The organism is Desulfogranum mediterraneum DSM 13871 (assembly GCF_000429965.1).
Lineage (GTDB): Bacteria > Desulfobacterota > Desulfobulbia > Desulfobulbales > Desulfobulbaceae > Desulfogranum > Desulfogranum mediterraneum.
Genome location: NZ_AUCW01000004.1, coordinates 1 through 22,867, shown reverse-complemented (window position 1 = coordinate 22,867; position 22,867 = coordinate 1). Strand labels below are relative to the sequence as shown.

The window sequence follows — 22,867 nt, the reverse complement described above, 5'->3', positions numbered from 1 at the left end:
GGTAAACCCAAAACATCAAGGGAAATGAGCAGAGCGCCTATTTTGGGGTTTATCAGATGCTGCCCAAGGCACGGGGAGCGAGGACCTGTCCCCTCCCTGGCTCATTCTTTCTTTGGCTGCCACTGCCGTCCAGGCGGGATTTGAGGCTGCTGCTAACTCCTTGCTGTTTTGTTGGCGTCATTCCCGCGGAGGCGGGAATCCAGTGTCGGAGGAAGGATGAATCATCCTTGAGGCTACATTTGGGCTATCCGGAAGGGGGTGCTCTCCACCGCTGTAAGCAGCGACCTTTTTAGGCGTCTCACTTACATTGACACCCAGAGGGGAACAGCAAAACTATCAGGCAGAAGGCGTTACCAAAAAAAGACCTTTCACCTCTTTGCCGGGGATCTAGGGCAAGGTTCCATATTCATGGGTCTTAAACGCAAGAATACGCGATTAAAGCTGCCAAAGCTGTCCACAGCCTGGCAGCGGGAGGCCGGGTAGAGAGGCTGCCTTACTCGATGGTCTCCAGAGCAGGGGGAATATCTTTTCTTTTGGGAGCGTTGCTCTCGCTCTGGCTATCGATTGGGCCAAAGAGTTCATCTTCCACGATTTTTGGAGACGTTTGCGGAGACGGGGCAGGTGACGGTTCCTTTTTTTGGGGAGAAACCGGCATGCGATAAGCAGCAGGCATAGGTTCCCTGTTTTTGATGAGCTCCATGGGGATGAGAATAGGCTCACCGATCTCCAGTCGTCTGTGATCAACCGTTGGGTTGGCCTCCACGATGCGTATCCAGTTTTTGCCGGAACCCGTGTACCAACGAGCGATCCGGATGAGGTTTTCCCCGGGCCAGCGAATGGTGTGGGTATAATACGCTGCCTGAGGCTCTGTCAGGGGCTCTGCCAGGGGCAATGCCTGCTCCGCTGTATCAGGCGGCATGGGGAGGGGGGCTTCTGTTGTAACAGGTTGAATCCTGCTGCAGCCGGGTGAGCAGAATATGGTGATAGCCAGTATCCAAAGGACAGCTGCCGTTCTGGTGGGATTCATTATCGGGTCTCCTTCACGCTTCCCAGGAGTTGCTTCAGGTAACTCCGGGCCTTTTGGTTATCCGGCCTGAGGATCACCGCCTTCTGCAGATTCTTCAGACACTCTTGGTGTTTGTCTTGTTTTTTTTGAATGACGGCAAGATTAAAGAGTGCCTTATCCTGATACCTGGGTTTCAACTCGACCACGCGCGCAAACAGCTTCTCGGCTTGCGCGTAGCTTCCGTTTGCTGCGTAAATAAGGCCAAGATTAAAGAAGGCGTCGGCCAGGTTTGGATTCAACCGGATCGTATTCTGGTAGGCGGCCGTTGCCAGGGCGTAGTCTTTGGATTGGGCGTAGAGTTTTCCTTGGGCAAAATGGGCCTCACTGTTACCGGGATCCACCTCTACGGCCTTGGCCAGCAAGGGTTTGGCCTCATCCGGTGATCCGGGCAAAAGTTGCCTGGCGCGGCCGAGAAGAGCTTTTGAATAGAGTCTGCCTATTGGTAGAGAAGGTTGGCCATTGCGGCCGTGCAGGCTTTCAAGCAACTCCATCGCCAGCAGAAAATTATCTTCGTCCAGCGCAGTGGTTGCCAGCTCCAGCTTTGTCGGCCGGGCCGGCGCTGGAGGGGGAGGAGGCGGAACTTCAGGCGACCTGGCCGGGCTCAAGGCTTGCCCCGGCCTTGGCCGGGATTCAGCCGGCGCTGCCTGTTCCCCTAAGGGAGCAGGGGCTGCAACCGGCTCCCTGTGCCCCATGGAGGCTTCCTTCTCCAAGGCCTTGGGGGAGCCCTGGCTGATCTCTTTTGTCTTTTTGTTCTGGATCGCTATGGGCGCTGCTGCTTGGGGGGATCTTTTCTTTGCCTGCAGCTTGTCTGGCTCTGAGACCGGCTGATTGCCTGGTTTCGGTTCAGGAGCAGGTCCGCTGCTTTCAACCCTTGCCGTCCCCTTACCTTGAAGCGGCGATTCCGGGTGCAGGGTAAGTCCCCAGGCAACCAGGACCAGGATCAATAAACCGACCAGGCCAATCGGCATTGAACTGGTTCCTGTTTTTCCGGGATCCTCACCCTTTTGCAGGTAGTTCGCAGCTGAGTTGGCCCTCTTCGCAGCTGAGCCGCTGAACAGGCTCTGTCCCCAACTCAGGCAGCTGTTCAGCCCTTGGGCGAGAGGGGACGCTCCCTTTGGGTCGAGAAAGCTGAGTTCAGCCGTGCACTCCTGAACAAGAGCAGCATCGATGGTAGGCTCTTCCTTGACATAGCCGGTTAACAGGGCGCGATCACATACTATATTGATGAGGCGTGGATAGCCTCGGGAAAAGTTCTGGATTTCGCGGACAGCGCCTGGGGTAAAGAGCTGCTCCTCGACCCCGGCAACCTTGAGGCGATGTGCTATATACTGGCCGGTCTCTTCTGCGGAAAGTGGGGCAATGTCATAGTAGAGGGTAATCCTTTGACGAAGCGCACGGCACTCGGGACAGAGCAGGAGTTCTTTAAACTCACTCTGGCCGACAAAGAAGATATTGATCAGTTTGCTGCCCTGGTCCTCAATATTGGAGAGCAGGCGGATTTCCTCGAGGATCTCCTTGGAGAGGCGATGGGCCTCGTCGATGATGAGCAGGACGATTTTGCCTTTTGCATGGGCCTTTTTGAGGAAGTCTGTAATAAAAAATAAGAATTCACTCTTGCTGGATATCGCAACCGCGGGATCGTAGGTCTTGGCAACTACATTGAAAAAATCGAGCGCGTTGTTGGTGGGGTTATTGATATTGGCAAGCAGTACCTTATCATCCAAGGTCTCAATCAGTGCGTTCACCATCGTGGTCTTGCCTGTGCCGACATCACCTGTCAGAACCACATAACCGTTGGATTCCAGCAGACCATATTCGAGGTTTGCCAGGGCCTCTTGATGTTTTTCTCCGCACCAGAGAAAGCGTGGGTCAGTGGATATTGTAAAGGGCTTCTCTGATAAGGTATAGAATGAAAGGTACATATCAGACCCTCAGCTAATGGAGATTGGCGGAGATGGTCTCTGAGAGAGATCCAGGATACGCCTTATCGATCTGGAAAAGCGCCTGCACTTGCTAAATTATACCCCCTGCGTCTTTAAAAACAAGGTCTTGGAAGGTTTTGTCCTGCCATAACAAGCAGGAACCTCGCCATCACTCTTTGCTTGACAGCAGCCTGGAAGAGATACATTATGGCTTCGCTCCATTGGCCAAAGGCCGGTCCTGCCAAGGGGAGAGAGCGAACGCTTCCCAGCACCGGTCCGGGGCAGGGGCCGACGGATTATTGTCCGGCTGAAGGTGCGCAGATGGAACCAATGGCTTGAGGCCACCTTGATACTGCCTGGATCAATACCTCTGCTCTCCTGGAGCAGCTGCGCCGGGTATTCGGGTGGAGAGCTTTTCCGGGGGTACACCGGTAGAGACCAGGGAGCTCTTTGCAGATTCTGCGGCCCGGACCGAGGCAAGCCCCCCTGTAAACGAGGCAGCAGGATTGATTACCTTTTACCCAAAACCAAGGCTCCTCTTATGATTCGAAGGCTTGTTCTTCTCCTCACACTTATGTTGGCCGCTCCTGTTACGGCAGCTGTTGATTACCCCCTGGAGCAGGCCGACACCTCAAGTCCCCGGGCGACCTTGGCAAGTTTCCTGGAATACTCCGACCGTTATGCCAGGGCCATGCGTGACCCTGATACCCGGCCCCGCGCCTTGACTGCGGCACGGGAGCGGGCCATCGACTGTTTTGATTTGAGCAAAGTCGCTCCCTCCATTGCCAACGATGTCGGCCTGGAGTCGATCTTGCGTCTGCGCGAGATCCTGGATCGTCTCACCCTGCCTGCCATGGCAGAGGTGCCGGACCGGAAGATGGTCAACAAGCAGGGCTTGGTACGCTGGCGCCTCCCCCATACCGAAATCATGATTGCCAAGGTTGCGGCCGGGCCACGGGTCGGGGCCTATCTGTTTACTCCGGAAACCCTTGCCCATCTGGATGAATACTTTCTCAAGGTGCAGCACCTGCCCTACAGGGATGGCGCTGTTCAGGGTATTTACGAGGAGTATATCTACTCCTCCGGCTGGATGATCCCGGACGGCATGATCGGTGAGTTGCCCGACTGGATGAGGCGAGGCTACCTGGGCCAGGCCATCTGGCAATGGTTTGGCATGATCTTCATTCTCCTTGCAGCTCTTTCCCTCTTGGCCCTGTTGCTACGATCCTACCTGCACTGGAAGAGAAAGGGGCAGGAGGGCGGCTGGCATCTGGGCGTAATATTCTTCCCGCTGCTGGCCATGGCGATCTGCTGGACGGCGGAATACATTATCGATACCCAGGTCAATATCACCGGTAGGGTGCTGACTGTGACGACCATGTGGCTGGGAGCGAGTTTTCTCCTCTTTCTGGCCTGGGGGATCATGGTGGCCGGCAACGTGGTGATGCATGGGATCATTGCCTCACGTCATATCAAGGAAGAGACCCTGAGTGCCGATTTTACCAAGCTGCTCTGCAGGATGGGCTCCTTTGGTCTGGTTTTTCTCCTGTTTTACCGGGCCGGCAGCTACTTTGGGCTGCCGGTGAGCGCGGTCTTTGCCTCTGCCGGTATCGCCGGGGTGGCGGTGGCCCTGGCCGCCCGTGAGACCCTGGCGAACTTTTTCGGGGGGATTTCCATCCTCATGGATCGTCCCTTCAAGGCCGGCGACTATATCGTCCTGGATAGCGGGGAACGGGGAGAGGTCAAGGCCGTAGGGATGCGTTCCACCAGACTGCTCACCCGGGACGATATCCTGATTACCATCCCCAACTCGGTGATCACCAACGTCAAGATCGTCAATCAGAGTGCCCCCTATTCGCATTTCCGGGTGCGGATTAAGATAGGGGTTGCCTATGGCTCGGATCTGGATCAGGTGGAGGCGATCCTGGTCAATACCGCCCGGAACAACCCCCTGGTCATGGCCACTCCTGCCCCCAGGGCGAGGCTGCGTCGTTTCAATGATTCTGCCATCGACTTTGAGCTGCTGGTCTGGGCCAAGCAACCCCATGAGCGCGGTAAACTGACCCATGAACTCAGCAAGCAGATCTATAAGCGCTTTAACGAGGCCGGGGTGAACATCCCCTATCCGCAACGGGAGGTGCGCCTCCTCTGAGAGGCTTTGTGCCCTCTTCCGGCGGCGGCGCTGTCGAGCAACTGCGCTAATCAGGGCTGCCAGGGGCAGGGGAGAGGGCAGCCATAGGCCGGGGGGCAGGAATTTCCCGGAATCATCAAGGCTACTGTGAAGAATGAGATTTTTCGATCAAGATGAAGGCGCGCGATAAACTTTGCCCCAGGTATATCTTCGATATTCCGAGGATAAAACTTTGAGGGCAACGCCAAGATTGGAAGGGAAGGTAAGTTTTCAAGGTAGCCTCAAACCTGAGCCACCCTGTGGGTGGACTCTTCAAGAGGCAGGCTCCAGCCATGAGTGAACAGCAACCCAAGAACCCCTTGCACGGCATTACCTTAAAACAAATCCTCAGCCAACTGGTCGATCATTACGGTTGGCAGAAGCTGGCAGCCAAGGTTCCCATCAACTGTTTCAGCAAGAATCCCACCCTCAATTCCAGCCTCAAGCTGCTCAGAAAAACCCCGTGGGCCCGGGAGAAGGTCGAACGACTCTATATCGCGACCTTTGCAGCAGCTGGTCGAGGGAAAAAAAGGTAACCGCTCGCTGCCGATCCGCTGCTGCCTGTTGCCCCTGTTATCCTAATATCCAGACCGGCAGGGACCTGCCTTTGATTCTCCCTCGGTTCAGGCGATCACAGGCCTGCTCAATCACTGCCTTGTCAATGGCCACATAGCTGTGGCGGTCGAAGATATCTATCCGGCCGACCTGTTCCCCTGGGATTTCCGCCTCACCGGTCAAGGCACCGAGCAGGTCCGCAGGTCGCATCTTATCTTTTTTTCCCGCCTCGACCACCAGGGTACCATTGGCTGCGCCCAGGGTAAAGGCCTTGGCGCTGTCTAGCTCGGCGACCTCACCAAAAAATCTGCTGTCGTTGCGGTAGGTTATGATCCGATGGTCCTCATCATCGTTATAGAGGCTGACAGCCACGCCCTCCTTTCCTGCGCGGGCGGTTCTGCCGATGCGGTGGGTGTAGGTTTCCGGGTTCTTGGGAAGATCGTAGTTGACCACCAGGGCAAGCTCGCTGATGTCAATACCCCGTGCCGCCACATCCGTGGCAACCAGTACCTTACAGCTCTCGTTGCTAAATCGTACCAGCACCTCGTTGCGTTCATACTGCTCCAGATCCCCATGGAGCGCCAGGGCCTCTATTCCTGCCTCTGCCAAGGCGGTCGCCACCTTCCGCACCTCCAGCTTGGTGTTACAGAAGACCAGGGCATTGCGGGGAGCATGGTGGGCGATGACCGCTAGCAGGCCGGCCCGCTTTTCCCCGGCAGCTACTTGGTAGAAGTATTCCCCTATCTTGTTGGCCGGTTCTGCGGAGATGGTCTGGATGCGGATGCCCTCTCTCTGAACAGAACCACTCAACTCCAGGATTTCGTCTGGGTAGGTCGCTGAAAAAAGTAAGGTCTGGCGCTTTTCAGGGGCATGGGCAATGATCCGTTCCAGCTCCTCAATAAAGCCCATGTCAAGCATTCGGTCAGCCTCATCAAGGACCAGGGTGTTGAGATCGTCCAGGCAGAGATATCCCTTGTCCAGGTGCTTGAGTACCCTGCCTGGAGTGCCGACAATGATATGGGCCCCGTGGAGTAAGGAGCCGTATTGGGGACCGAAGGCCACCCCGCCCGTGAGGGTCAGAACCTTTACATTATGGATGGCGCGGGCCAGGCGGCGGAGCTCCTTGGCCACCTGATCCGCCAACTCGCGGGTGGGACAGAGAACCAGCGACTGTATCCGGTAGTGTCGGACATCAAGGGCATGGAGCAGGCCGATGCCAAAGGCTGCGGTCTTGCCGCTGCCGGTCTTGGCCTGGGCAACGATATCCCGCTGGTTGAGGATATGGGGAAGGCTTTCCGCCTGAATCGGGGTCATGCCGGTGAAGCCCAGTTCTTTCAGGTTGTGGAGCATGGCCTGGGACAGGGGGAGAGAGGAGAAGCGTGGTTCAGTCATGGCTATTCACTGTTTGGGCACAGGTACGGGGATCTCTGCTAAAGAGAGGGAAGCGCGATTGCCCGGATCCTTGGATCCGGGCAGTCCTGCCTGAGCTGAGCGCAGGGTGAACAGGTCGCAACCAGAGGATACCTTCCTCCTGCTGTCGACTGTTCCGCCCCTTAATTAAAACTATTCGGATCAGCCACCACATGATACCTGGGATCATCGATTTTCTCCACGATGATGGTTCTATATTTTTTATCCGACTTGTTGAGGAGTTTTTTGCAATCTGTACTCAGGTGTTTCAGGGTCACCTTTTTGCCGATCTTCTCATATTTTTCCACCACCGAGGAGATGGCCTCGATGCCGGAGTAGTCGGATACCCTGGATTCGATGAAATCTATCTCAACGGCATTGGGATCACCCTTGACGTCAAATTTAGAGACAAACATCTGGGTGGAACCAAAGAACAGCGGTCCCCAGATCTCGTAGACCTTGGTGCCGTCATCCTTGAACCGTTTCCTGGCGCGGATCCTGAGAGCATTTTCCCAGGAGAAGACCAGGGCCGACATGATGATACCGATAAAGACCGCAATGGCCAGGTCGTAGACCACGGTGAGCGCGGAGACCGAGATCAGAACCAGGGCGTCGGCCCTGGGGATCTTGGGGATGATCCGAAAGCTGGACCAGGCAAAGGTGGAGATGACCACCATGAACATCACCCCGGTCAGGGCTGCGATGGGCACCATCTCGATATAGGCAGAGCCGAAGAGGATGAAACAGAGCAGGGAAAGGGCGGCAACGATCCCGGAGAGTCGTCCTCGACCGCCGGAGTTGACGTTGATGATGGATTGGCCGATCATGGCGCAGCCGCCCATGCCGCCAAAGAGGGCGGTGACGATGTTGGCGGTTCCCTGGGCGACACATTCCCGGTTGCTGTTGCCCCGGGTTTCGGTGATCTCATCCAGCAGGTTCAGGGTGAGCAGGGATTCGATGATCCCGATTCCAGCCAGGATAAAGGCATAGGGCAGAATAAAGCTGAAGGTCTCCAGGTTCCAGGGGATCATGGTGAACAACTGGCTCTGCAGTTGGGGCAATCCCCCCTTGAGCCCTTCGCCGCCGCCGTCCCGGATAAAGGAACCAACCGTGGCCACGTCCAGTTCAAGGCATAGGCTCAGGGCAGTGACAGCCAGGATGGCAGTCAGGGCTGCCGGGATCTTGCCGGTAATCCTGGGCAGGAGCACCATGATGGCCATGGTGGCCAGGACCAGGCCACCCATGGTGAGGAGTTGCGGTCCCTGCAGCCAGTGGCTGATCCCCTGGTCCATGGTCTTGAACATCCCCAACTGGGAGAGGAATATGACGATGGCCAGACCGTTGACGAAACCCAACATCACCGGGTGGGGCACCAGGCGGATGAATTTGCCCAACTCGAGCACTCCGGCCAGGGCCTGGATCATGCCCATGCAGATCACGGTGACAAAGAGGTACTGGAGGCCCATGTCGGCCACCGGCTCGGCCATGGCCAGGCCCATGGCATTGCCCTCCTGGACCAGGCTGACCATCACCACGGCCAGGGCGCCGGTGGCGCCGGAAATCATTCCGGGCCGTCCCCCAAAGATGGAGGTGATCAGGCCCACCATGAAGGCGGCGTAGAGACCGACCAGCGGGTCCACGCCGGCCACAAAGGAGAAGGCCACGGCCTCGGGGACCAGGGCCAGGGCCACCGTAATCCCGGAGGTGAGCTCGTTACGTACATTCTGGGTTCTTTTTTTGATCAATTCTACCATCTGTTCTGCTTTGTTGGCTGCTGGAAAAAAAACGGGCATGCACCTCCAGCCTGAGGTACATGCCCGTGATAGAAATAACTGCTCTCATCGGCGCCTTTGGTGCCGATTGATTTGGGGAGCGGCATCCTATATGCTCACCTCCAAAAAAGCAAGGGAAAGATCCGGAGCAGCCGGATTGGACAACCGAGACAGCTGTTTGGCCGGTGATGCCGTTCTGCTCAATGCTCTTTTGGGGGCCTGGTTCCAGCAGTCTTTTCAAGAAGGTAAGATGCAGGATGATCTGGATGCAGCTCTACTCCGTGAGCCACCACCCCTGGTGGTGGAGGGCAGTCCTGATCGCTGGTGTCAGCTCCAGTCGGCTGGGGAACCAGGGGAGAGGGGCTTGTCATTGCCAGGGGGACAGCCCCGCAGGTGGCTTTGGGCAGCACAGAGGGCTTGGATCTGGCGAAAACAACAATGAAACAGGCTGAAAGGGCTTCTTTTACTGTGGAAAAAGAACAGAAGTGATACCGTTTAGTCATGATGAGTAGGTTCTTTGCTCTCCTGAAAGAGGAGTAGAGGGACCTTTGCTGGGCAGCCACTGACAAAGGCAGGAGCTGGCTGTTGTGCGGGAACATTGTTGAGGAAGGATGATGTCGTGAACAGCAGCTTTTTTTTCAAGGTGCCATAACGCGTTATAACGCGTTTGAATACCATTAACTATCATCTATTGGAGGGCGTTGAACAATGAGTACCCATTATCTGAACTATGCGGTCTATGGCTCTGCACAAATTCCTGAAGGGCTGCGCTTTCGCATTGCAGGCACGGTGACCATCGATCCCACCTTACGCTACTATCGAGCAAACAATGTTCCAGGAGATCCGGCCGCCCCTGAACTCGAATATAGAAAATACAGCTATTTCATCCCCAGTTACTCCCTGGCGATCTTCAACTTTTTTGAAAATCTGCCTCCCGATTTCAAAAAGATCTATAGGTTTGCAGGCGCTGCAGGCTGTCTCTATATGGAGAGGGGACCTTCCGGCATCGATGACCTGCAGTGGTATCTGCTTGAGGGTACACCAGACTGGTCGGAGTGGGAGGGCAACGAGTTTGGCTGCTATGATGAAGATCTCAACAGGTTCAACCTTTATGAAGAGATGTATAGTCTGCCTCCTGTCATCCTCCTCGGACGATTTGAAACCCAGAAGGGCGGTATAGTATTCAATGAATCGAGTGGTGGCATCTGGTTGACCAAGTTGGGGCCTGTCGCCCAGGGAGCCACCGGGATTGCCCCCCCAACTCACCTGAACATCACTCAATAGCTCCATGGCCATTGCTGTTCCTTGGTGAGCTGCAGCCACTATTGGACTATCTGCAGAGGGGGCAGGGTCCCTGGGATTCAGCACGGTGAACACAAGTTTTAGGAATCTTTGCCAGGGCATGGCAAGAACCGCCTTGGGCTGAAGGGGCGAACCGCAGTCCACGGGGGGGATTGCCATGTCCAGCTGTTTTCTCTGTCCCTTGGCCATTACGACCAGGTTACAGCAAGCGCCGAGTCATGATCATGGTGCGGAAAAAAATCATGGCTTGGCCATGTGGTGAACAATGGCCAAGCCCATTCCCCCTCATCTCCTCTCAGGATGCCCAGGCCACGCTCCGGCGTACCCTAGGCAGGAAGACTAGACAGGGAGAGCCGGCCGAGCCTTTTCGCTTACCCCGCCTTCTCCCCCTGTCTTTACCCCAACCTGTTTTTCCGGCAAGCACCACTCCCCTGATGAAACCACCTGTTTCGCTCCCTCCTCCCTTGGCAAGGGAAGGGCCCGTAACTGCGTCCTTTTCCTGGTCCATGGAAAGCTTCGATCCTTCGCTGCACCCCTAGTTCGCTCCTTTGAGTGGTGACCACTTCCAGCTAACTACCTCATTTTTATTCATAAGTTAAAATTATCCCAGGTATCATTAAAAATAGACTTGACACATGGTCCCAGCTGGTTTTAGATATCAGGTATCTTATATATTAGTATTTCACGAAGGCCGTTTCGCCATGCCCGGAAATTTGGACAGGCACCTTTCCCGGCAAGCAGAAGCACCATCTGCACAGAGCAACAACACGATTAAAATATTGGCTGTTCAGCCCCTCCGGCAAGCTGCCGGCACGGCTGAACCGACGCTGGAAACAGCAGATACAAGACAGCTCCACAGTTTGAGGGTTAGCCGAGAGGGGAACTCTATCCCCGGTTCGGAAAACAGTCACAGGCTGCATCGTCTCCATGGGCGGGAACAGGGCAGCGGTCTGTGCGCCCGGAGGTTTTACCCTGTGCCGTAGGTTACATCTGTGGTGGATAGGCACTTGTCCTTCGGCGCACAGCCCGCGTTTAAGCAGTACCTGCGGATTATCATTGCTTCAAGAAATGCAGCCAGGCCACACCGGGTTGCTTTGGCCTGAGCAGGCCGTTGACAGAAGAGGGGATGCCCTCACAAGGTTGTGAGATCGCACCGGATAGAGAAGGAGTTAACAAGGAGAGACGATGAGTATTGAGCTTATAACCTTGCTGTATTTTGGCTGCCTGTTTTTAGGCCTGTTTTTAGGCCTGCCGGTAGCCCTTGGCCTGGGGGGGACGGCGGTCGCCTTTGCCCTGATATTTGAACCCAGGGCCCTGCTGGCTATACCCAGCGCCTTCTACTATACCCCCTGGAATCACGTTCTCGTCACCGTGCCCCTGTTTCTCTTCATGGGCAGCCTGATCAGATTTTCAGGCATTGCCGAGTCCGCCTATGATGCGGTCTACAAGCTGATCGGTCACATCCCGGGTGGACTGGCCATGGGAACGGTGAAGGTCTGCACCATCTTTGCGGCGATCACCGGCATTACTCCGCCTGCCACCATCACCATGGGACAGATCGCCTACCCCTCGATGATGAAGTACAAGTACAAGCGGACCATCGCCATCGGTTCCATCGGGGCAGGCGGAGCCCTGGGAGCGCTCATCCCCCCCAGCGTCCCGTTCATCTTCTATGGACTGTTGGCCAAGGTCTCCATCGGCGGCCTCTTTCTCGGCGGGGTCCTGCCCGGCCTGATGCTTGCCTCTTTCTATATCATCTACATCGGCATCCGCTGTCGCCTCCAACCCGAGATGGGGCCTGCCATCCCTGCCGATGAAAAGTTCAGTACCCGCGAAAAGATGCAGGCCGTGATCAATATCTGGCCCTTTCTGCTCCTGATCCTGATCGTGCTTGGCGCCATCTGGGGAGGCATTGCCACCCCTGCCGAGGCTGCAGCCTTTGGGGCAACCGGTTCGTGCATCATCAACGCCGTCTACCGTAAGCTTACCTGGAAGGTCTTGAAAGACTCCCTGGAAACCACCCTCAAACTCTCGGGTATGGGCCTGTGGATCCTGATCGGTGCCAACGTCTATCTCAACATCTTCAATTCTCTGGGCTGTCAGGAGCTGGTCACCTCCATGGTGCTGGGCATGCCTGGCGGAGAAAACGGAATTCTCCTGATGATGATGTTCATCATCCTCCTTCTGGGGATGGTCATGGACGACTGGGCGATCATCATGCTCTGTACCCCACTCTATATCCCGATCATCAACGAGTTGGGCATCGATAAACTCTGGTTCGGCGTCCTCTTCATCGTCAACATCCAGATTGCCTACCTGACCCCGCCCTTTGGTTTTGTGCTCTTCTGGATCAAGTCCATCCTGCCGCCGGATGTCAGCATGGGCGATGTCTATAAATCGGTAGGACCCTTTATCGCCCTGCAGGTCCTTGGTCTCATCCTGGTGTTCATGTTCCCGCAGATCGCCCTCTGGCTTCCCAGCATGATGCAGTAGCAAATGGTCCGCTGCTCTAGAGACGAACACCATCCAAAACCTTAGGGAGAAATTTTATGAAGATATGGAACATGATAGAGAAGGGTATCGACGGCTTAGTCGAGATCATGGGCAAGATAGGCTGGATTCTGGTCCTCTACTGTATGGTGCTGGGGGTGAGCGATGTCTTTCTGCGCTATGTCCTCAATGCCCCGTCGCTCTGGATCGGGACCACCATTCAGGCGGCAATGGTGCTGATGGCCTGTGTGGGCGGTGCCTATGCCCTCAACCACAATGCCTTTGTGAAACTGGACCTGTTCTATGCCAACTTTTCCCGGAAAAAGAAGGCCTTCTGTGACATCCTCACCGTGGTCTACACCCTCCTCTTTTTAGGGGTCTTGATCTGGAAGGGGATCGCCGCGGCCCAGCTCTCCATCAAATTCAAGCAGATGACACCGACCGGTGTGCCCATTCCCATTTATCCGATCAAGACCTTTATCCCCTTTGCCGGTGGGGTGGTACTGCTGGTCGTCATCAAGAAGTTGGTCAATGATATTATCACCCTGTTTTCGTCGGAGAGTAAATAGAGGAACTACGTATATAGAATATATGACTTTTAGATGCTGCAATCTGGCATCATCTAGATGGTAGGAGAAAGCGGTTGGCTGTGCAACCAGCCACCTGGTTGCCGCCATCCACCGTAAACCAAAGAGAGACAAAGGGAGAACGCAATGAGAACGTATTCGAGTCGATTGATTGCCGCGCTGTTTGCCGTCAGCCTGCTGGTGCCGACTTTAGCAACTGCAAAAGGGGAGTATGGTCCTCCCAAGAAGGTCACCAAGTGGGTTTTTCAACCCTGTTTTGACTCCTCCGATGCCGGTTGGGGCAGTGGCCTGGTGCCCTGGGTAAAGGCGGTGGAGAAGGCCACCAAGGGAACGGTTAAAATAAAGCTGGAGCCGGCCGGAGCCATCACCGCCGGTTCTGAAGCCTTTTCTGCAACCGCAGCAGGCATGATTGACGGCTATGCAGGCTGGGCCACCGTCTATGGCGGAGATATGCCGGAAGGCATGCTGGCCTTTGGGATGGCCATGGGTGCCGATAACTACCGTGATGCCTGGGTCGCCATGTTTGGTGATCCCAAATATCGGATCGGGGATATCATCCAGAAGGCTGCCCATGAGCGCAACCTGCACTGGGCAGGTTGGACCAGCCAGGGCCCCAATGCCGCCTTCACCAACTACCCTGTCAACAAGATGGAAGACTTCAAGGGGAAGAAGATGCGGGCCGGCGGCCCCCAGGCCCTGTTCCATGAGGCCATGGGTGGCTCTCCGGTATCTCTGAATGCAGGCGACATCTACACCGCCATCAAACTTGGTACCATCGACGGCACCTACTTTGATACCGGCGGAATCGATGACATGGCCTTCCATGAGGTGGTTAAGTATGCGATCATGCCAGGCTGGTGTCCCTCCCAGCATCAGGAGATCTTCATCAACCTGGATCAGTGGAATGGTCTGAACCAGTGGCAGCGTGATCGGATCAACGAAGTCTTTGAGTCCACCTACTTTGAAACCAGCCGTCTCCATGCCCAGGGCGTCAACCATGCCCTGGAGGTGTTGAAAGAGGCGGGCGGCGAAGTCATTCACCTTCCCGAGGCCGAGGTGAAGCGCATCCGGGAAAAGTCCATCAAAGAGGTCTGGCCCAAGGTTGCCAAGAAATCCGAAGGCTGCGCCAAAGGCGTTGCCCTCTGGAAAGAGTTCATGAAGGATCTCGGCCAGATGTAGCATAACTCCATGCTACGGCGGGCATCCTGACCTGCAGCTTAAGGCGCGTCTTTTCTCTGAAGCAGGGGGGAGGGCGCGCCTTTGTTGTTTGCAGGGCATGCCATGGAGGTTTTCCAGTTTCCGGTTGAGCAGCCGGTAGTGGATTCGGAGCAAAGGTTCAGTGGTGTAAGCTGCTATAGTAGTGTGGTTATCTGTCATCGATGAGCCTGGAAAAAAGAGAGGCCAGGGGAAAAAGGCTTGACAGTTCACCTCTACTAATATATTAGTATCCTAGTACTTGAGTAAAGCACGGGCAGTGAGCAGTCAGCCCGGGCTCATGCCTTCCCTGGCAAGGGACTCAGCAGCTGAGCATTGCCTGGAGGGCCGGCAGATGCATGTTTGCAGATGAATGAAGCCCGATCCCTGGGGCCAAATCTAAGTGGAGCCAGGGGTCGGGCCGCAGTATCAATATAAATATGGACAAGGAGTAGAGCATCATGAGTAATCAGGACATTATCAGGGTAAAAAACTTTATCCACGGCGAGTGGGTCGAAGAGACAGGAGTCGAGTATACGCCCCTCTACAATCCCTCCACCGGGGCTGTGATCGGCGAGGTGCCCATGACCTCGGAAAAGACCTCCCTGGCAGCCGTTGACTCTGCCCATGGGGCCTATGCTTCCTGGCGCAAGCTGTCTGTGAGCAAACGGGTCGGCTTCCTCTTTGATATGCGCCAGGCCATGGTAAATAAGGAAGAACAGCTCGCGGTGTCCATTGCCCTTGACCAGGCCAAACACATCAGCGAGGCCAGGGGAGAGGTGAGAAGGGTGATCGAGATCATCGAGGCGGCCTGCTCCATCCCCACCCTGATCCAGGGAGAGACCCTGGACGGTATTGCCAAGAATATCAATGGCCGGGTGGTCAAACAGGCCCTGGGTGTCTTCGGCGGGGTGGCCCCCTTCAACTTCCCGGCCCTGGTCTTTGGCTGGTTCATCCCCTACGCCATCGGCGTCGGTAACACCTTCATCTACAAACCCTCCACCCAGTCGCCGCTCTTCATGCAGGAGATGGGTACCATCTTCCAGGAGATCGGCCTGCCCAAGGGGGTGGTCAACATCGTTCACGGCAACCGTTCCATCCCCGGAACCTGGTACGAGAACGACAAGATCAGCGGTGTCTGCCTGGTCGGTTCCACCAACACGGCCAAGAAGATGGCAGAGGCCTGCGGCCGTGGCGGGAAACGTTCCATGCTCCTGGGCGGTGCCAAGAATTTTCTGGTGGCCATGGAAGACGTCAACTGGGACGTCTTTATCGACAACTTCATCCACTCCTGCTACGGCTCCGCGGGTCAGCGCTGCCTGGCTGGCTCCGTGGTTGCCGCAGTTCCTGAAATCTATGACGAACTGGTCGAGCGGGTCATCGAGGCCTCCAAGAAGGTCAGCGTGGGTGATGCCATGGACCCGGATGTCTATATGGGACCGGTGATCTCTGCCAAGGCCAAGGAAAATATCGAGAACTACATCGAGATCGGCATCGAGCAGGGCTCCACCCTGGCCCTGGATGGCCGTAATCCAGAAATGCCGGAGAAAAACAAGGATGGTTACTTTGTCGGGCCCACGGTATTCACCGATGTCACCCCCTGTCGCCGGATTGCCCAGGAAGAGATCTTCGGACCAGTGGCAGCGATCATGAAAATCAAGGACCTCGATGATGTGCTCCAGCTGATCAGGCAGCAGAAGTTCGGCAATGGCGCCTGCATCTTTACCCAGAACCAGTACTATACCGAGAAGTTCATCGCCGAGGCCGATGTGGGAATGGTGGGCGTGAATGTCGGTGTCTGTGCACCCCATCCCTACCTCCCCTTTGGCGGGATCAAGGACTCCCACCTCGGTACCGACAAGGTACAGGGCAAGGACGGGATCGATTTCTTCACCCAGAACAAGGTGGCCACCATCCGTTATGCGCCCCCTGCAGGGGTTAATGAAGAGGGCGAACGCACCGACAGCGATAAATCCGTGAGAAGCTGCGTCGCCCAGTAAGGAGCAGTTCGACAGGATCAGCCGGCTCCTTACTGGGGCCGGCAGTGGATTCCATCAGCGGCCTTCACCATGGTTGAACTCCAACCGATATCATCACTATTATCCATGCGCAGATCCGGTGGCCAAGCCGGGATGCGCATGAACAGACGACCGGCATACGCCCTGGAGTGGATGCCGGTCAGGAGGAAGGAAAAATGGCGCAATTTCAATACGGATATATCATCAAGGCTCCGGGTTATGCCCTCGGTGAGAAAGGGGCCACCCTGGAGTCAGATGCCTTCAAGTCCAACATCATCGGCGTCGGTTCGGTGGAAGAGGCCTGCGAGGCAGCCAGGCAGCTGGTTCAACAGGGAGTGACCCTGATCGAACTGTGCAGCGGTTTCAAGGCCCCGGATGCACAGCTTATCTTCGACGCCATCGAGGGTGGAGCCAAGGTCGGCTATATCGGTGAATTTCTGGTGAACCAGAAATAGTAATCCACTCCAGGGGAGGCCTCCACCCTGGCCCCCCTGGAGCCGGTCTTTCGCTCAACCCTCTCTCCCAGGGGGGCAAACAGCCGCGCCACCTTCACCGCAGCCTTCATCACCGGCAGCCACGACCATTTCAAGGAAAGGTACATGCTCAACGAATCTCGACCCGGGAATCACCTTCTCAGGGTGCAGGTATATGATTACCTGGAAAAACAGATGCGGGTCGGCGCATTGGAGCCAGGGGCTTCCATCAGTGTCAACACCCTGATTAAAGAACTGGGCGTCAGCCGGACCCCCTTACGTGAGGCCCTGCTGCTGCTTCAGGAGCAGGGTTTTGTGACGATCCAGCCCCAGCGAGGGGTGAAGATCAACCTGCTCACCATGGAAGATGTACAGGATATCTATGAGATCTTAGGCGGAATAGAGTCCAGGGTCCTGCTCTCTGTGTTTGACAGGATGGGTGCGGAAGAGATCAGAGAGATGAAGCGGTTGAACCTGGAGATCGAGGCAGCCCTGGCCCAGGATGATATCATTTTACACAACCAGGGGAATGTCCGGTTTCACGATGTTTTTCTGAGCCTCTCTGACAACCTCAGGATGCGGAGGTATGTCAGAAATCTGAAGATGCAGCTCTACGACTTCCCCCGGCGCAACTACGGCCTCCGCTGGAACACCCTCAACCTCCACCAACACAAGGAGTTGATCGACCTGATCGAACAGCGCAGGGCCATAGAGGCGGCGGATTACCTGCGCGACATCCACTGGGAATTTGACCCGCCCGACTCCTTCCTCATTATCTCCGGGGAACAGTGATTCCTTCCCTGAGTTCTCCCCCCCCACAAAAAAAAAAGCCCTTGGTCCTGAAGTCCAGCGGCCACCGTTTCCCCCCAATACAAAAACGGGGCTATCCGAATCTCCCAACGCCCTGATCCCGTGGTTCCTTCCTTTCTGTTCGTTTTGGCTCCACCCATGAGGCATGGTGGTATTCAGGGGGACTCAGCCCTCACTACTACCCTGGGAAACTACACTTTCCTTCAACCGTTCCTGGTAAACAGGTTCGTTCTTCAAGGTTGATCTGGAAGAGATCCTCTCTCGTTTCTGTCTGTGGGAGGTTTCTGCAACAGCACAGTGCCACACAGTTTGTATCGCCTGTCCCGACCACCTGGCACTGTTTTTCATTGCCTGTCGTTCTAAAAGTTCTGAATAGAGAGCGCCTTGACGGCAAAGATGTGGCCTTGTTGAAAATGAGATCGGCTGTTTCTACCGGTTTGTACCGATTTTGCGACGGTCAGGATCTTTATTCCAGGATGTTGCCGATGTTTGCCTGGCTAATTGTTGATTTTGTGTTGGCCAAAAGGATCACTGAGTGGTGTCTGCAGTCTTTTCCAGCCAAGCAGTATTTCAATTCTCAGCAAAAGTGGTACAGTGTCGGCCGACAAGTTTTTTTGCCTAAAAACCTCGGCTGCTTTAGCGAGGCTGCTGCAGGCAGAGATGGTTGTTCCGAATTGTTTGTATAAGCTTATTTTCTATGGCCTCATCAGGGGAAGTTTGGATGATTCAGAAACCGACATACCAGGAATTGGTGCAAAGAGTTGAGCAGCTGGAAAAAGAACAGCACAGGCGGCAGGTTGTCGAGGAGGCCCTGTTGCACAGTGAAGAGAGGTACCGGCTGATTTTCAACCATTCACCGCTGGGAATCGTCAACTTCGATCAGGACGGCATCATCTTGGATTGCAACAACCATTTTTTGGAGATCATGGGTGCTTCCAGGGAAAAGGTTCTTGGGTTCAATATGGTCAGTTCCTCGCAAGACCCTGCCATGCGGGCGGCTGTACGAACAGCACTCGATGGGCGTATGGGCACCTATGAGGGAGCGTATCGTTCTGCCACAGGCAACAAGGTCACCCAGTTGAGGGCCATCTATAACTGTCTCACCTCAGAGCAGGGCAAGTTTCTCGGGGCAGTGGCGCTCTTTGAAGACATTTCCGAAACCAGGGAGGCCGAGGCAGCCTTGAAAGAGAGCGAGCAGCGCTATCGCACCCTGGTCGAAACCATGAATGAGGGGCTGTTGATCCGCAATGAACAGGAATGTATCACCTATGTCAACGAGCGCCTCTGTCAGATGTGGGGATATGGCCGCGAGGATATTCTGGGCCACCCCTCTACCGATTTTCTGGATGAAGAGAACGAACGTATCCTCAGGGAACAGAGGATAAGGAGACGGGAAGGCAGTCACGAACCCTACGAAATTTCCTGGTCAAGAAAAGATGGAGGGGCGGTTGCCACGATCATGTCTCCGAGGCCCATTTACGATGACCAGGGGGCGTTCAGAGGCAGCTTCGGCATCATAACCGATATCAGCAAGCGCAAAGAGGCAGAGGAGGCCCTGGCAAGGCAGGCCAGGGAACTTGAACGCTCCAACGCGGAGTTACAGCAATTCGCCTATGTGGCCTCCCACGACATGCAGGAACCCCTGAGGATGATAGCCAGTTACGTGCAGTTGCTGGCCCGCCGTTATCAGGGCCGACTCGATGAGGATGCAGATGAGTTCATCGCCTTTGCCGTGGATGGGGCCAAACGGATGCAGACCATGATCAACGATCTGCTGGCCTATTCACGCGTCGGCAGGGTTGGCGGGGATATGGAGTCCACGGATTGCGAGAGGGTTCTGGACTGGGCTGTGGGCAACCTGGCCGCGGCCATTGAAGAGAACCAGGCCTTCATCAGCCACGATCCTCTTCCGTCTCTGCTTGCCGGTGAAAGCCTCTTGGGGCTGCTCTTCCAGAATCTCATCGGCAATGCCATTAAGTTTCGCGGAGAGGATCCGCCCCATATCCACATCTCGGCCGAGTTGAAGGATGATGAATGGCTGTTCACCTTCAGCGACAACGGCATCGGTTTTGATCCCCAATACACGGATCGCATCTTTATCATCTTTCAACGTCTCCATGGCGTGGGGGTGTATCCAGGCACCGGCATAGGCTTGGCCATCTGTAAGAAAATCGTTGAATATCATGGCGGTACCATCTGGGCCGAATCTGAGTTGGCAAAGGGGACCAGCTTTTATTTTACCATTCCAGCTAGCAAAGGAAATCAGTAATGCTTCAAATGAACCAAGGCACACCCGTAGAAATCCTGCTGGTCGAAGACAATCCCGGAGATGTCCGCTTGACCGTTGAAGGACTTAAGGAAGGCAAGGTTAAAAATAATCTCCACGTTGTGGCCGATGGCGTCGAGGCCCTGGCTTTTTTACGTAAAGAGGGACAGTATGGTGATGCCATCCGCCCGGACCTGATCCTGCTTGACTTGAACCTGCCTAAAAAAGATGGCCGCGAAGTCCTGACAGAGATTAAGTCTGACCCGGATTTGGCCCACATCCCGGTGGTGGTCCTTACCACCTCCAAGGCGGAGCAGGATATCCTCAAGGCCTACAGCCTGCATGCAAATTGCTACATCACCAAGCCGGTGGATCTGGACCAGTTTATATCCGTGGTGGAGTCCATCGAAGACTTCTGGTTTACCATTGTGAAGTTACCGCGGGATGCACAGGAATGAATCCCGAATCTATTAAGGTCCTCCTGATCGAGGACAACCCGGGTGATGCCCGGCTGATCAAAGAGCTCTTTTCGGAATGCCTTCCCGGTTCCTTTGACCTGAGGTGTGAAGACACCCTCGCCAAAGGCGTTGACGTTCTCGGCAGCGAGGAGATTGACATCATCCTCCTGGACCTGTCCCTACCCGATAGTCAGGGCTTTACAACCTTTACCAGGGTTCATGACCTGACCCCGGAAATTCCCATCATCGTCCTCACCGGACTCGATGATGAGACCCTGGCCATCAGGGCGGTGAAGGAGGGGGCCCAGGACTATCTCGCCAAAGGGCATGTCAGCCGTCATCTCCTGGCAAGGGCGACGCGCTATGCCATCGAGCGGAAGCGCACCGAGGAGGACCTGCGCAGGATGCGGGATGAGCTGGAGATCAGGGTCCAGGAGCGCACGGCTGAACTTGAACAGGCTAACAGGGAATTACGCGCTGAGATCAAAGAACGGCACAAGGCGGAACAGACCGTTCTGGCCAATGAAGAGAAATATCGAACCCTGTTTGAGGACTCCAGGGATGCCATTGCCGTCGTCACCCGTTCGGGTCAGTTTCTCGAGATCAATCAGGCTGGGTTGGATCTGTTCGGTTATAGCCGCAACGAATTGATGACCAAAAACATTGCTCAACTCTATGCTGACCAAAGCAAACGGGATGAGTACAAGGAGAAGATCGAGCGAGAGGGTTCCATACGGGACTATGAGGTGGTCTTTCTCAAGAAAAACGGCCAGGAGATGGATTGCCTGCTCACCTCGACGCTCAAGTATACCAAGGATGGCAACATTCTGGGATACCAAGGGGTCTTTCGGGATATCACCGCCTATAAAGGTGCAATCCAGGCCTTGAGAGAGAGTGAGGCCAGATATCGAGCCATTGTCGAGGATCAGACAGAGCTCATCTTTCGCTCCATGCCTGATCAGACCATCACCTTTGTCAACGAGGCCTTCTGTCGTTATTTTAACCGACAGGCAGAGGAGGTGATAGGCACAAACATCTTTCCCTTCCTGCTTGAAGAGGACCGGGAAAAGGCCAGGGAGCAGCTTGCCTTGCTCAACCCGGGCCAGCCTGTAGGGACCCTTGAGCTTCGGGCAGTGCAAGCCAATGGTGCCGTTCGTTGGCAGCAGTGGACCAACCACCTCATCTTTGACAGCCAGAATCGTCTTAAGGAATTTCAATGCGTGGGTCGGGATGTCAGCAGGCAAAAGCAGATGGAAGAGGCCCTGCACAGGAGTGCTGAAAAAATAAAACTGTTCGCCTACTCAGTATCCCATGACCTTAAAAGCCCGGCCATAGGGGTTCACGGCCTGACCAACCTGCTCCATAAGCAGTACTGCGACGTGCTCGATAGCAAGGGAGCATCCTACTGTGAGCAGATTCTCAAGTCCTCTGAGCAGATTATAGCCCTGGTTGAACAGATCAATCTCTATATCTCCACCAAGGAGGTCTCTCTCTTTTGGGAGAAGGTCAAGCTGGAGCGTGTGCTCCAAATAATTCAAGATGAATTTTCCGCTCGGCTCAGCATCCGCTCGATACAGTGGACCGTGCCCGATGTCTTGCCTGAGATACAGGCCGATCGACTTGCACTCTTGAGGGTGTTCAGAAATCTAGTCGACAATGCCCTCAAATATGGTGGTGATGATCTGAGCGAGATTGCGGTTAATTATGAGGAGTCCCCCCTCCATCATATCATCTCTGTGAGAGACGACGGCATAGGCATAGGAAGGGAAGACAGTCAGAAGATCTTTGACGAATTTCAGCGCAACGATGATGTCAAGGGGATCGAAGGCTCAGGCCTGGGCCTGGCCATTGTCAAGGAAATCTCCGAACAACACGGAGGCAGGGTCTGGGCACAACCGGCGTCGGAGCGGGGGAGTATCTTTTACGTTTCCATTGCCAAGGGCTGTGCTGACCGTCCATGAACAGCATACCCGGGGCAATGGGGTGAGGCATCCCCCTGCATTTGCTGAGGGGGCATGAGGCTGCATCTATGCCTGTGCCGGCCCTCGGGAATCAAGGTGCAGGACGCCAGGCAGATACCCCCTGTTAGGTGAAAATGACACGATGCGGCTCGATTCCCTGCCTGCCTCTGTGCGGTCTGTGGTTTTACAGGGAAAAACGATGATTGCCCGGTCAGCTGCTCTTCTTCTCTGTCAAGATTCCATCCCCTGATATATTGCAGATATTTTGCCATGTCGTCTGCCCTCGACGCCATCCAGGTGACCCAACTTGAGGCTACCTCCTTAATCCGTGACAAACGACCAACAAATATCACATGACCGTGCAATTAACATGTTGATTATCAAAGAATAATATTAAAGTGTTCACCTGTCCT

General features: G+C 55.2%; 18 protein-coding genes. 12 read left to right on the top strand and 6 right to left on the bottom strand.

Annotation, left to right across the window (positions count from 1 at the left end):
* Positions 1-493: 493 nt before the first annotated feature.
* Both G494_RS0101670 and G494_RS24980 read right to left on the bottom strand, forming a co-directional pair.
* Positions 494-919, bottom strand: a complete 426-nt coding sequence (locus G494_RS0101670) for a LysM peptidoglycan-binding domain-containing protein (protein WP_153305725.1) — start codon at positions 917-919, stop codon at positions 494-496.
* 107 nt (positions 920-1,026) lie between these two features.
* Positions 1,027-2,988: an AAA family ATPase gene (locus tag G494_RS24980; RefSeq protein ID WP_051305244.1), complete on the bottom strand. Its 1,962-nt coding sequence runs from the start codon at positions 2,986-2,988 to the stop codon at positions 1,027-1,029.
* A gap of 541 nt (positions 2,989-3,529) precedes the next feature.
* On the opposite strand from G494_RS24980, the gene G494_RS0101660 reads away from it, so the two are divergent.
* Both G494_RS0101660 and G494_RS0101655 read left to right on the top strand, forming a co-directional pair.
* Complete coding sequence (locus tag G494_RS0101660; protein ID WP_028583129.1) at positions 3,530-5,140, top strand: mechanosensitive ion channel family protein; 1,611 nt, start codon at positions 3,530-3,532, stop codon at positions 5,138-5,140.
* Between the two features lie 311 nt (positions 5,141-5,451).
* Positions 5,452-5,694 (top strand): VF530 family protein, encoded by a 243-nt coding sequence (locus tag G494_RS0101655; RefSeq protein ID WP_028583128.1) that lies wholly within the window; start codon positions 5,452-5,454, stop codon positions 5,692-5,694.
* A gap of 37 nt (positions 5,695-5,731) precedes the next feature.
* On the opposite strand, the gene dbpA is transcribed toward G494_RS0101655, so the two are convergent.
* Together dbpA and G494_RS0101645 are read right to left on the bottom strand one after the other, a co-directional pair.
* Positions 5,732-7,105, bottom strand: a complete 1,374-nt coding sequence (gene dbpA, locus G494_RS0101650) for an ATP-dependent RNA helicase DbpA (RefSeq protein WP_028583127.1) — start codon at positions 7,103-7,105, stop codon at positions 5,732-5,734.
* 161 nt (positions 7,106-7,266) lie between these two features.
* Positions 7,267-8,877 (bottom strand): SulP family inorganic anion transporter, encoded by a 1,611-nt coding sequence (locus G494_RS0101645; RefSeq protein ID WP_028583126.1) that lies wholly within the window; start codon positions 8,875-8,877, stop codon positions 7,267-7,269.
* Between the two features lie 726 nt (positions 8,878-9,603).
* On the opposite strand from G494_RS0101645, the gene G494_RS0101635 reads away from it, so the two are divergent.
* From G494_RS0101635 to G494_RS0101615, 5 genes are all read left to right on the top strand, one after another.
* Complete coding sequence (locus tag G494_RS0101635; protein ID WP_028583124.1) at positions 9,604-10,179, top strand: hypothetical protein; 576 nt, start codon at positions 9,604-9,606, stop codon at positions 10,177-10,179.
* 1,203 nt (positions 10,180-11,382) lie between these two features.
* Positions 11,383-12,690 (top strand): TRAP transporter large permease, encoded by a 1,308-nt coding sequence (locus G494_RS0101630; RefSeq protein ID WP_028583123.1) that lies wholly within the window; start codon positions 11,383-11,385, stop codon positions 12,688-12,690.
* A gap of 56 nt (positions 12,691-12,746) precedes the next feature.
* Positions 12,747-13,256 (top strand): TRAP transporter small permease subunit, encoded by a 510-nt coding sequence (locus tag G494_RS0101625; protein ID WP_028583122.1) that lies wholly within the window; start codon positions 12,747-12,749, stop codon positions 13,254-13,256.
* Between the two features lie 144 nt (positions 13,257-13,400).
* On the top strand, positions 13,401-14,453 hold the full coding sequence (locus tag G494_RS0101620) for a TRAP transporter substrate-binding protein (protein ID WP_084456277.1): 1,053 nt from the start codon (positions 13,401-13,403) through the stop codon (positions 14,451-14,453).
* Positions 14,454-14,929: 476 nt separating this feature from the next.
* Entirely contained in the window at positions 14,930-16,468 is a 1,539-nt protein-coding gene (locus G494_RS0101615; RefSeq protein ID WP_028583120.1) for an aldehyde dehydrogenase family protein, read from the top strand.
* Between the two features lie 29 nt (positions 16,469-16,497).
* On the opposite strand, the gene G494_RS26555 is transcribed toward G494_RS0101615, so the two are convergent.
* Positions 16,498-16,677 carry a hypothetical protein gene (locus G494_RS26555; protein WP_153305724.1) on the bottom strand — a complete coding sequence of 60 codons (180 nt, stop codon included), beginning with the start codon at positions 16,675-16,677 and terminating at the stop codon, positions 16,498-16,500.
* On the opposite strand from G494_RS26555, the gene G494_RS0101610 reads away from it, so the two are divergent.
* A complete protein-coding gene (locus tag G494_RS0101610) occupies positions 16,663-16,941 on the top strand; it encodes a DUF6506 family protein (RefSeq protein WP_028583119.1) in 279 nt (92 codons plus the stop codon). The genes G494_RS26555 and G494_RS0101610 overlap by 15 nt on opposite strands.
* On the opposite strand, the gene G494_RS26550 is transcribed toward G494_RS0101610, so the two are convergent.
* Positions 16,908-17,087 carry a hypothetical protein gene (locus G494_RS26550; protein WP_208597625.1) on the bottom strand — a complete coding sequence of 60 codons (180 nt, stop codon included), beginning with the start codon at positions 17,085-17,087 and terminating at the stop codon, positions 16,908-16,910. The two genes, G494_RS0101610 and G494_RS26550, sit on opposite strands and share 34 nt — an antisense overlap.
* Here G494_RS26550 and G494_RS0101605 point away from each other — a divergent pair.
* The 4 genes from G494_RS0101605 (at position 17,086) to G494_RS0101585 (ending at position 22,454) form a co-directional block, all read left to right on the top strand.
* Positions 17,086-17,751, top strand: a complete 666-nt coding sequence (locus G494_RS0101605; protein WP_028583118.1) for a GntR family transcriptional regulator — start codon at positions 17,086-17,088, stop codon at positions 17,749-17,751. The two genes, G494_RS26550 and G494_RS0101605, sit on opposite strands and share 2 nt — an antisense overlap.
* A gap of 739 nt (positions 17,752-18,490) precedes the next feature.
* A complete protein-coding gene (locus tag G494_RS0101595; RefSeq protein WP_051305243.1) occupies positions 18,491-20,038 on the top strand; it encodes a sensor histidine kinase in 1,548 nt (515 codons plus the stop codon).
* On the top strand, positions 20,038-20,493 hold the full coding sequence (locus G494_RS0101590) for a response regulator (RefSeq protein ID WP_028583115.1): 456 nt from the start codon (positions 20,038-20,040) through the stop codon (positions 20,491-20,493). The genes G494_RS0101595 and G494_RS0101590 overlap by 1 nt, the downstream gene beginning before the upstream one ends.
* Positions 20,490-22,454, top strand: coding sequence for a PAS domain S-box protein (locus G494_RS0101585; protein ID WP_028583114.1), 1,965 nt, complete (start codon positions 20,490-20,492; stop codon positions 22,452-22,454). The genes G494_RS0101590 and G494_RS0101585 overlap by 4 nt, the downstream gene beginning before the upstream one ends.
* Positions 22,455-22,867 lie beyond the last annotated feature (413 nt).

Coding starts and splice junctions, on each gene's coding strand:
- G494_RS0101595 (WP_051305243.1), top strand. CDS start 18,491: ATGATTCAGAAACCGACATACCAGGAATTGGTGCAAAGAGTTGAGCAG.
- G494_RS0101620 (WP_084456277.1), top strand. CDS start 13,401: ATGAGAACGTATTCGAGTCGATTGATTGCCGCGCTGTTTGCCGTCAGC.
- dbpA (WP_028583127.1), bottom strand. CDS start 7,105: ATGACTGAACCACGCTTCTCCTCTCTCCCCCTGTCCCAGGCCATGCTC.
- G494_RS0101635 (WP_028583124.1), top strand. CDS start 9,604: ATGAGTACCCATTATCTGAACTATGCGGTCTATGGCTCTGCACAAATT.
- G494_RS24980 (WP_051305244.1), bottom strand. CDS start 2,988: ATGTACCTTTCATTCTATACCTTATCAGAGAAGCCCTTTACAATATCC.
- G494_RS0101670 (WP_153305725.1), bottom strand. CDS start 919: ATGCCGCCTGATACAGCGGAGCAGGCATTGCCCCTGGCAGAGCCCCTG.
- G494_RS0101655 (WP_028583128.1), top strand. CDS start 5,452: ATGAGTGAACAGCAACCCAAGAACCCCTTGCACGGCATTACCTTAAAA.
- G494_RS0101610 (WP_028583119.1), top strand. CDS start 16,663: ATGGCGCAATTTCAATACGGATATATCATCAAGGCTCCGGGTTATGCC.
- G494_RS0101630 (WP_028583123.1), top strand. CDS start 11,383: ATGAGTATTGAGCTTATAACCTTGCTGTATTTTGGCTGCCTGTTTTTA.
- G494_RS0101645 (WP_028583126.1), bottom strand. CDS start 8,877: ATGGTAGAATTGATCAAAAAAAGAACCCAGAATGTACGTAACGAGCTC.
- G494_RS0101605 (WP_028583118.1), top strand. CDS start 17,086: ATGCTCAACGAATCTCGACCCGGGAATCACCTTCTCAGGGTGCAGGTA.
- G494_RS0101625 (WP_028583122.1), top strand. CDS start 12,747: ATGAAGATATGGAACATGATAGAGAAGGGTATCGACGGCTTAGTCGAG.
- G494_RS0101615 (WP_028583120.1), top strand. CDS start 14,930: ATGAGTAATCAGGACATTATCAGGGTAAAAAACTTTATCCACGGCGAG.
- G494_RS0101585 (WP_028583114.1), top strand. CDS start 20,490: ATGAATCCCGAATCTATTAAGGTCCTCCTGATCGAGGACAACCCGGGT.
- G494_RS0101660 (WP_028583129.1), top strand. CDS start 3,530: ATGATTCGAAGGCTTGTTCTTCTCCTCACACTTATGTTGGCCGCTCCT.
- G494_RS26550 (WP_208597625.1), bottom strand. CDS start 17,087: ATGTACCTTTCCTTGAAATGGTCGTGGCTGCCGGTGATGAAGGCTGCG.
- G494_RS0101590 (WP_028583115.1), top strand. CDS start 20,038: ATGCTTCAAATGAACCAAGGCACACCCGTAGAAATCCTGCTGGTCGAA.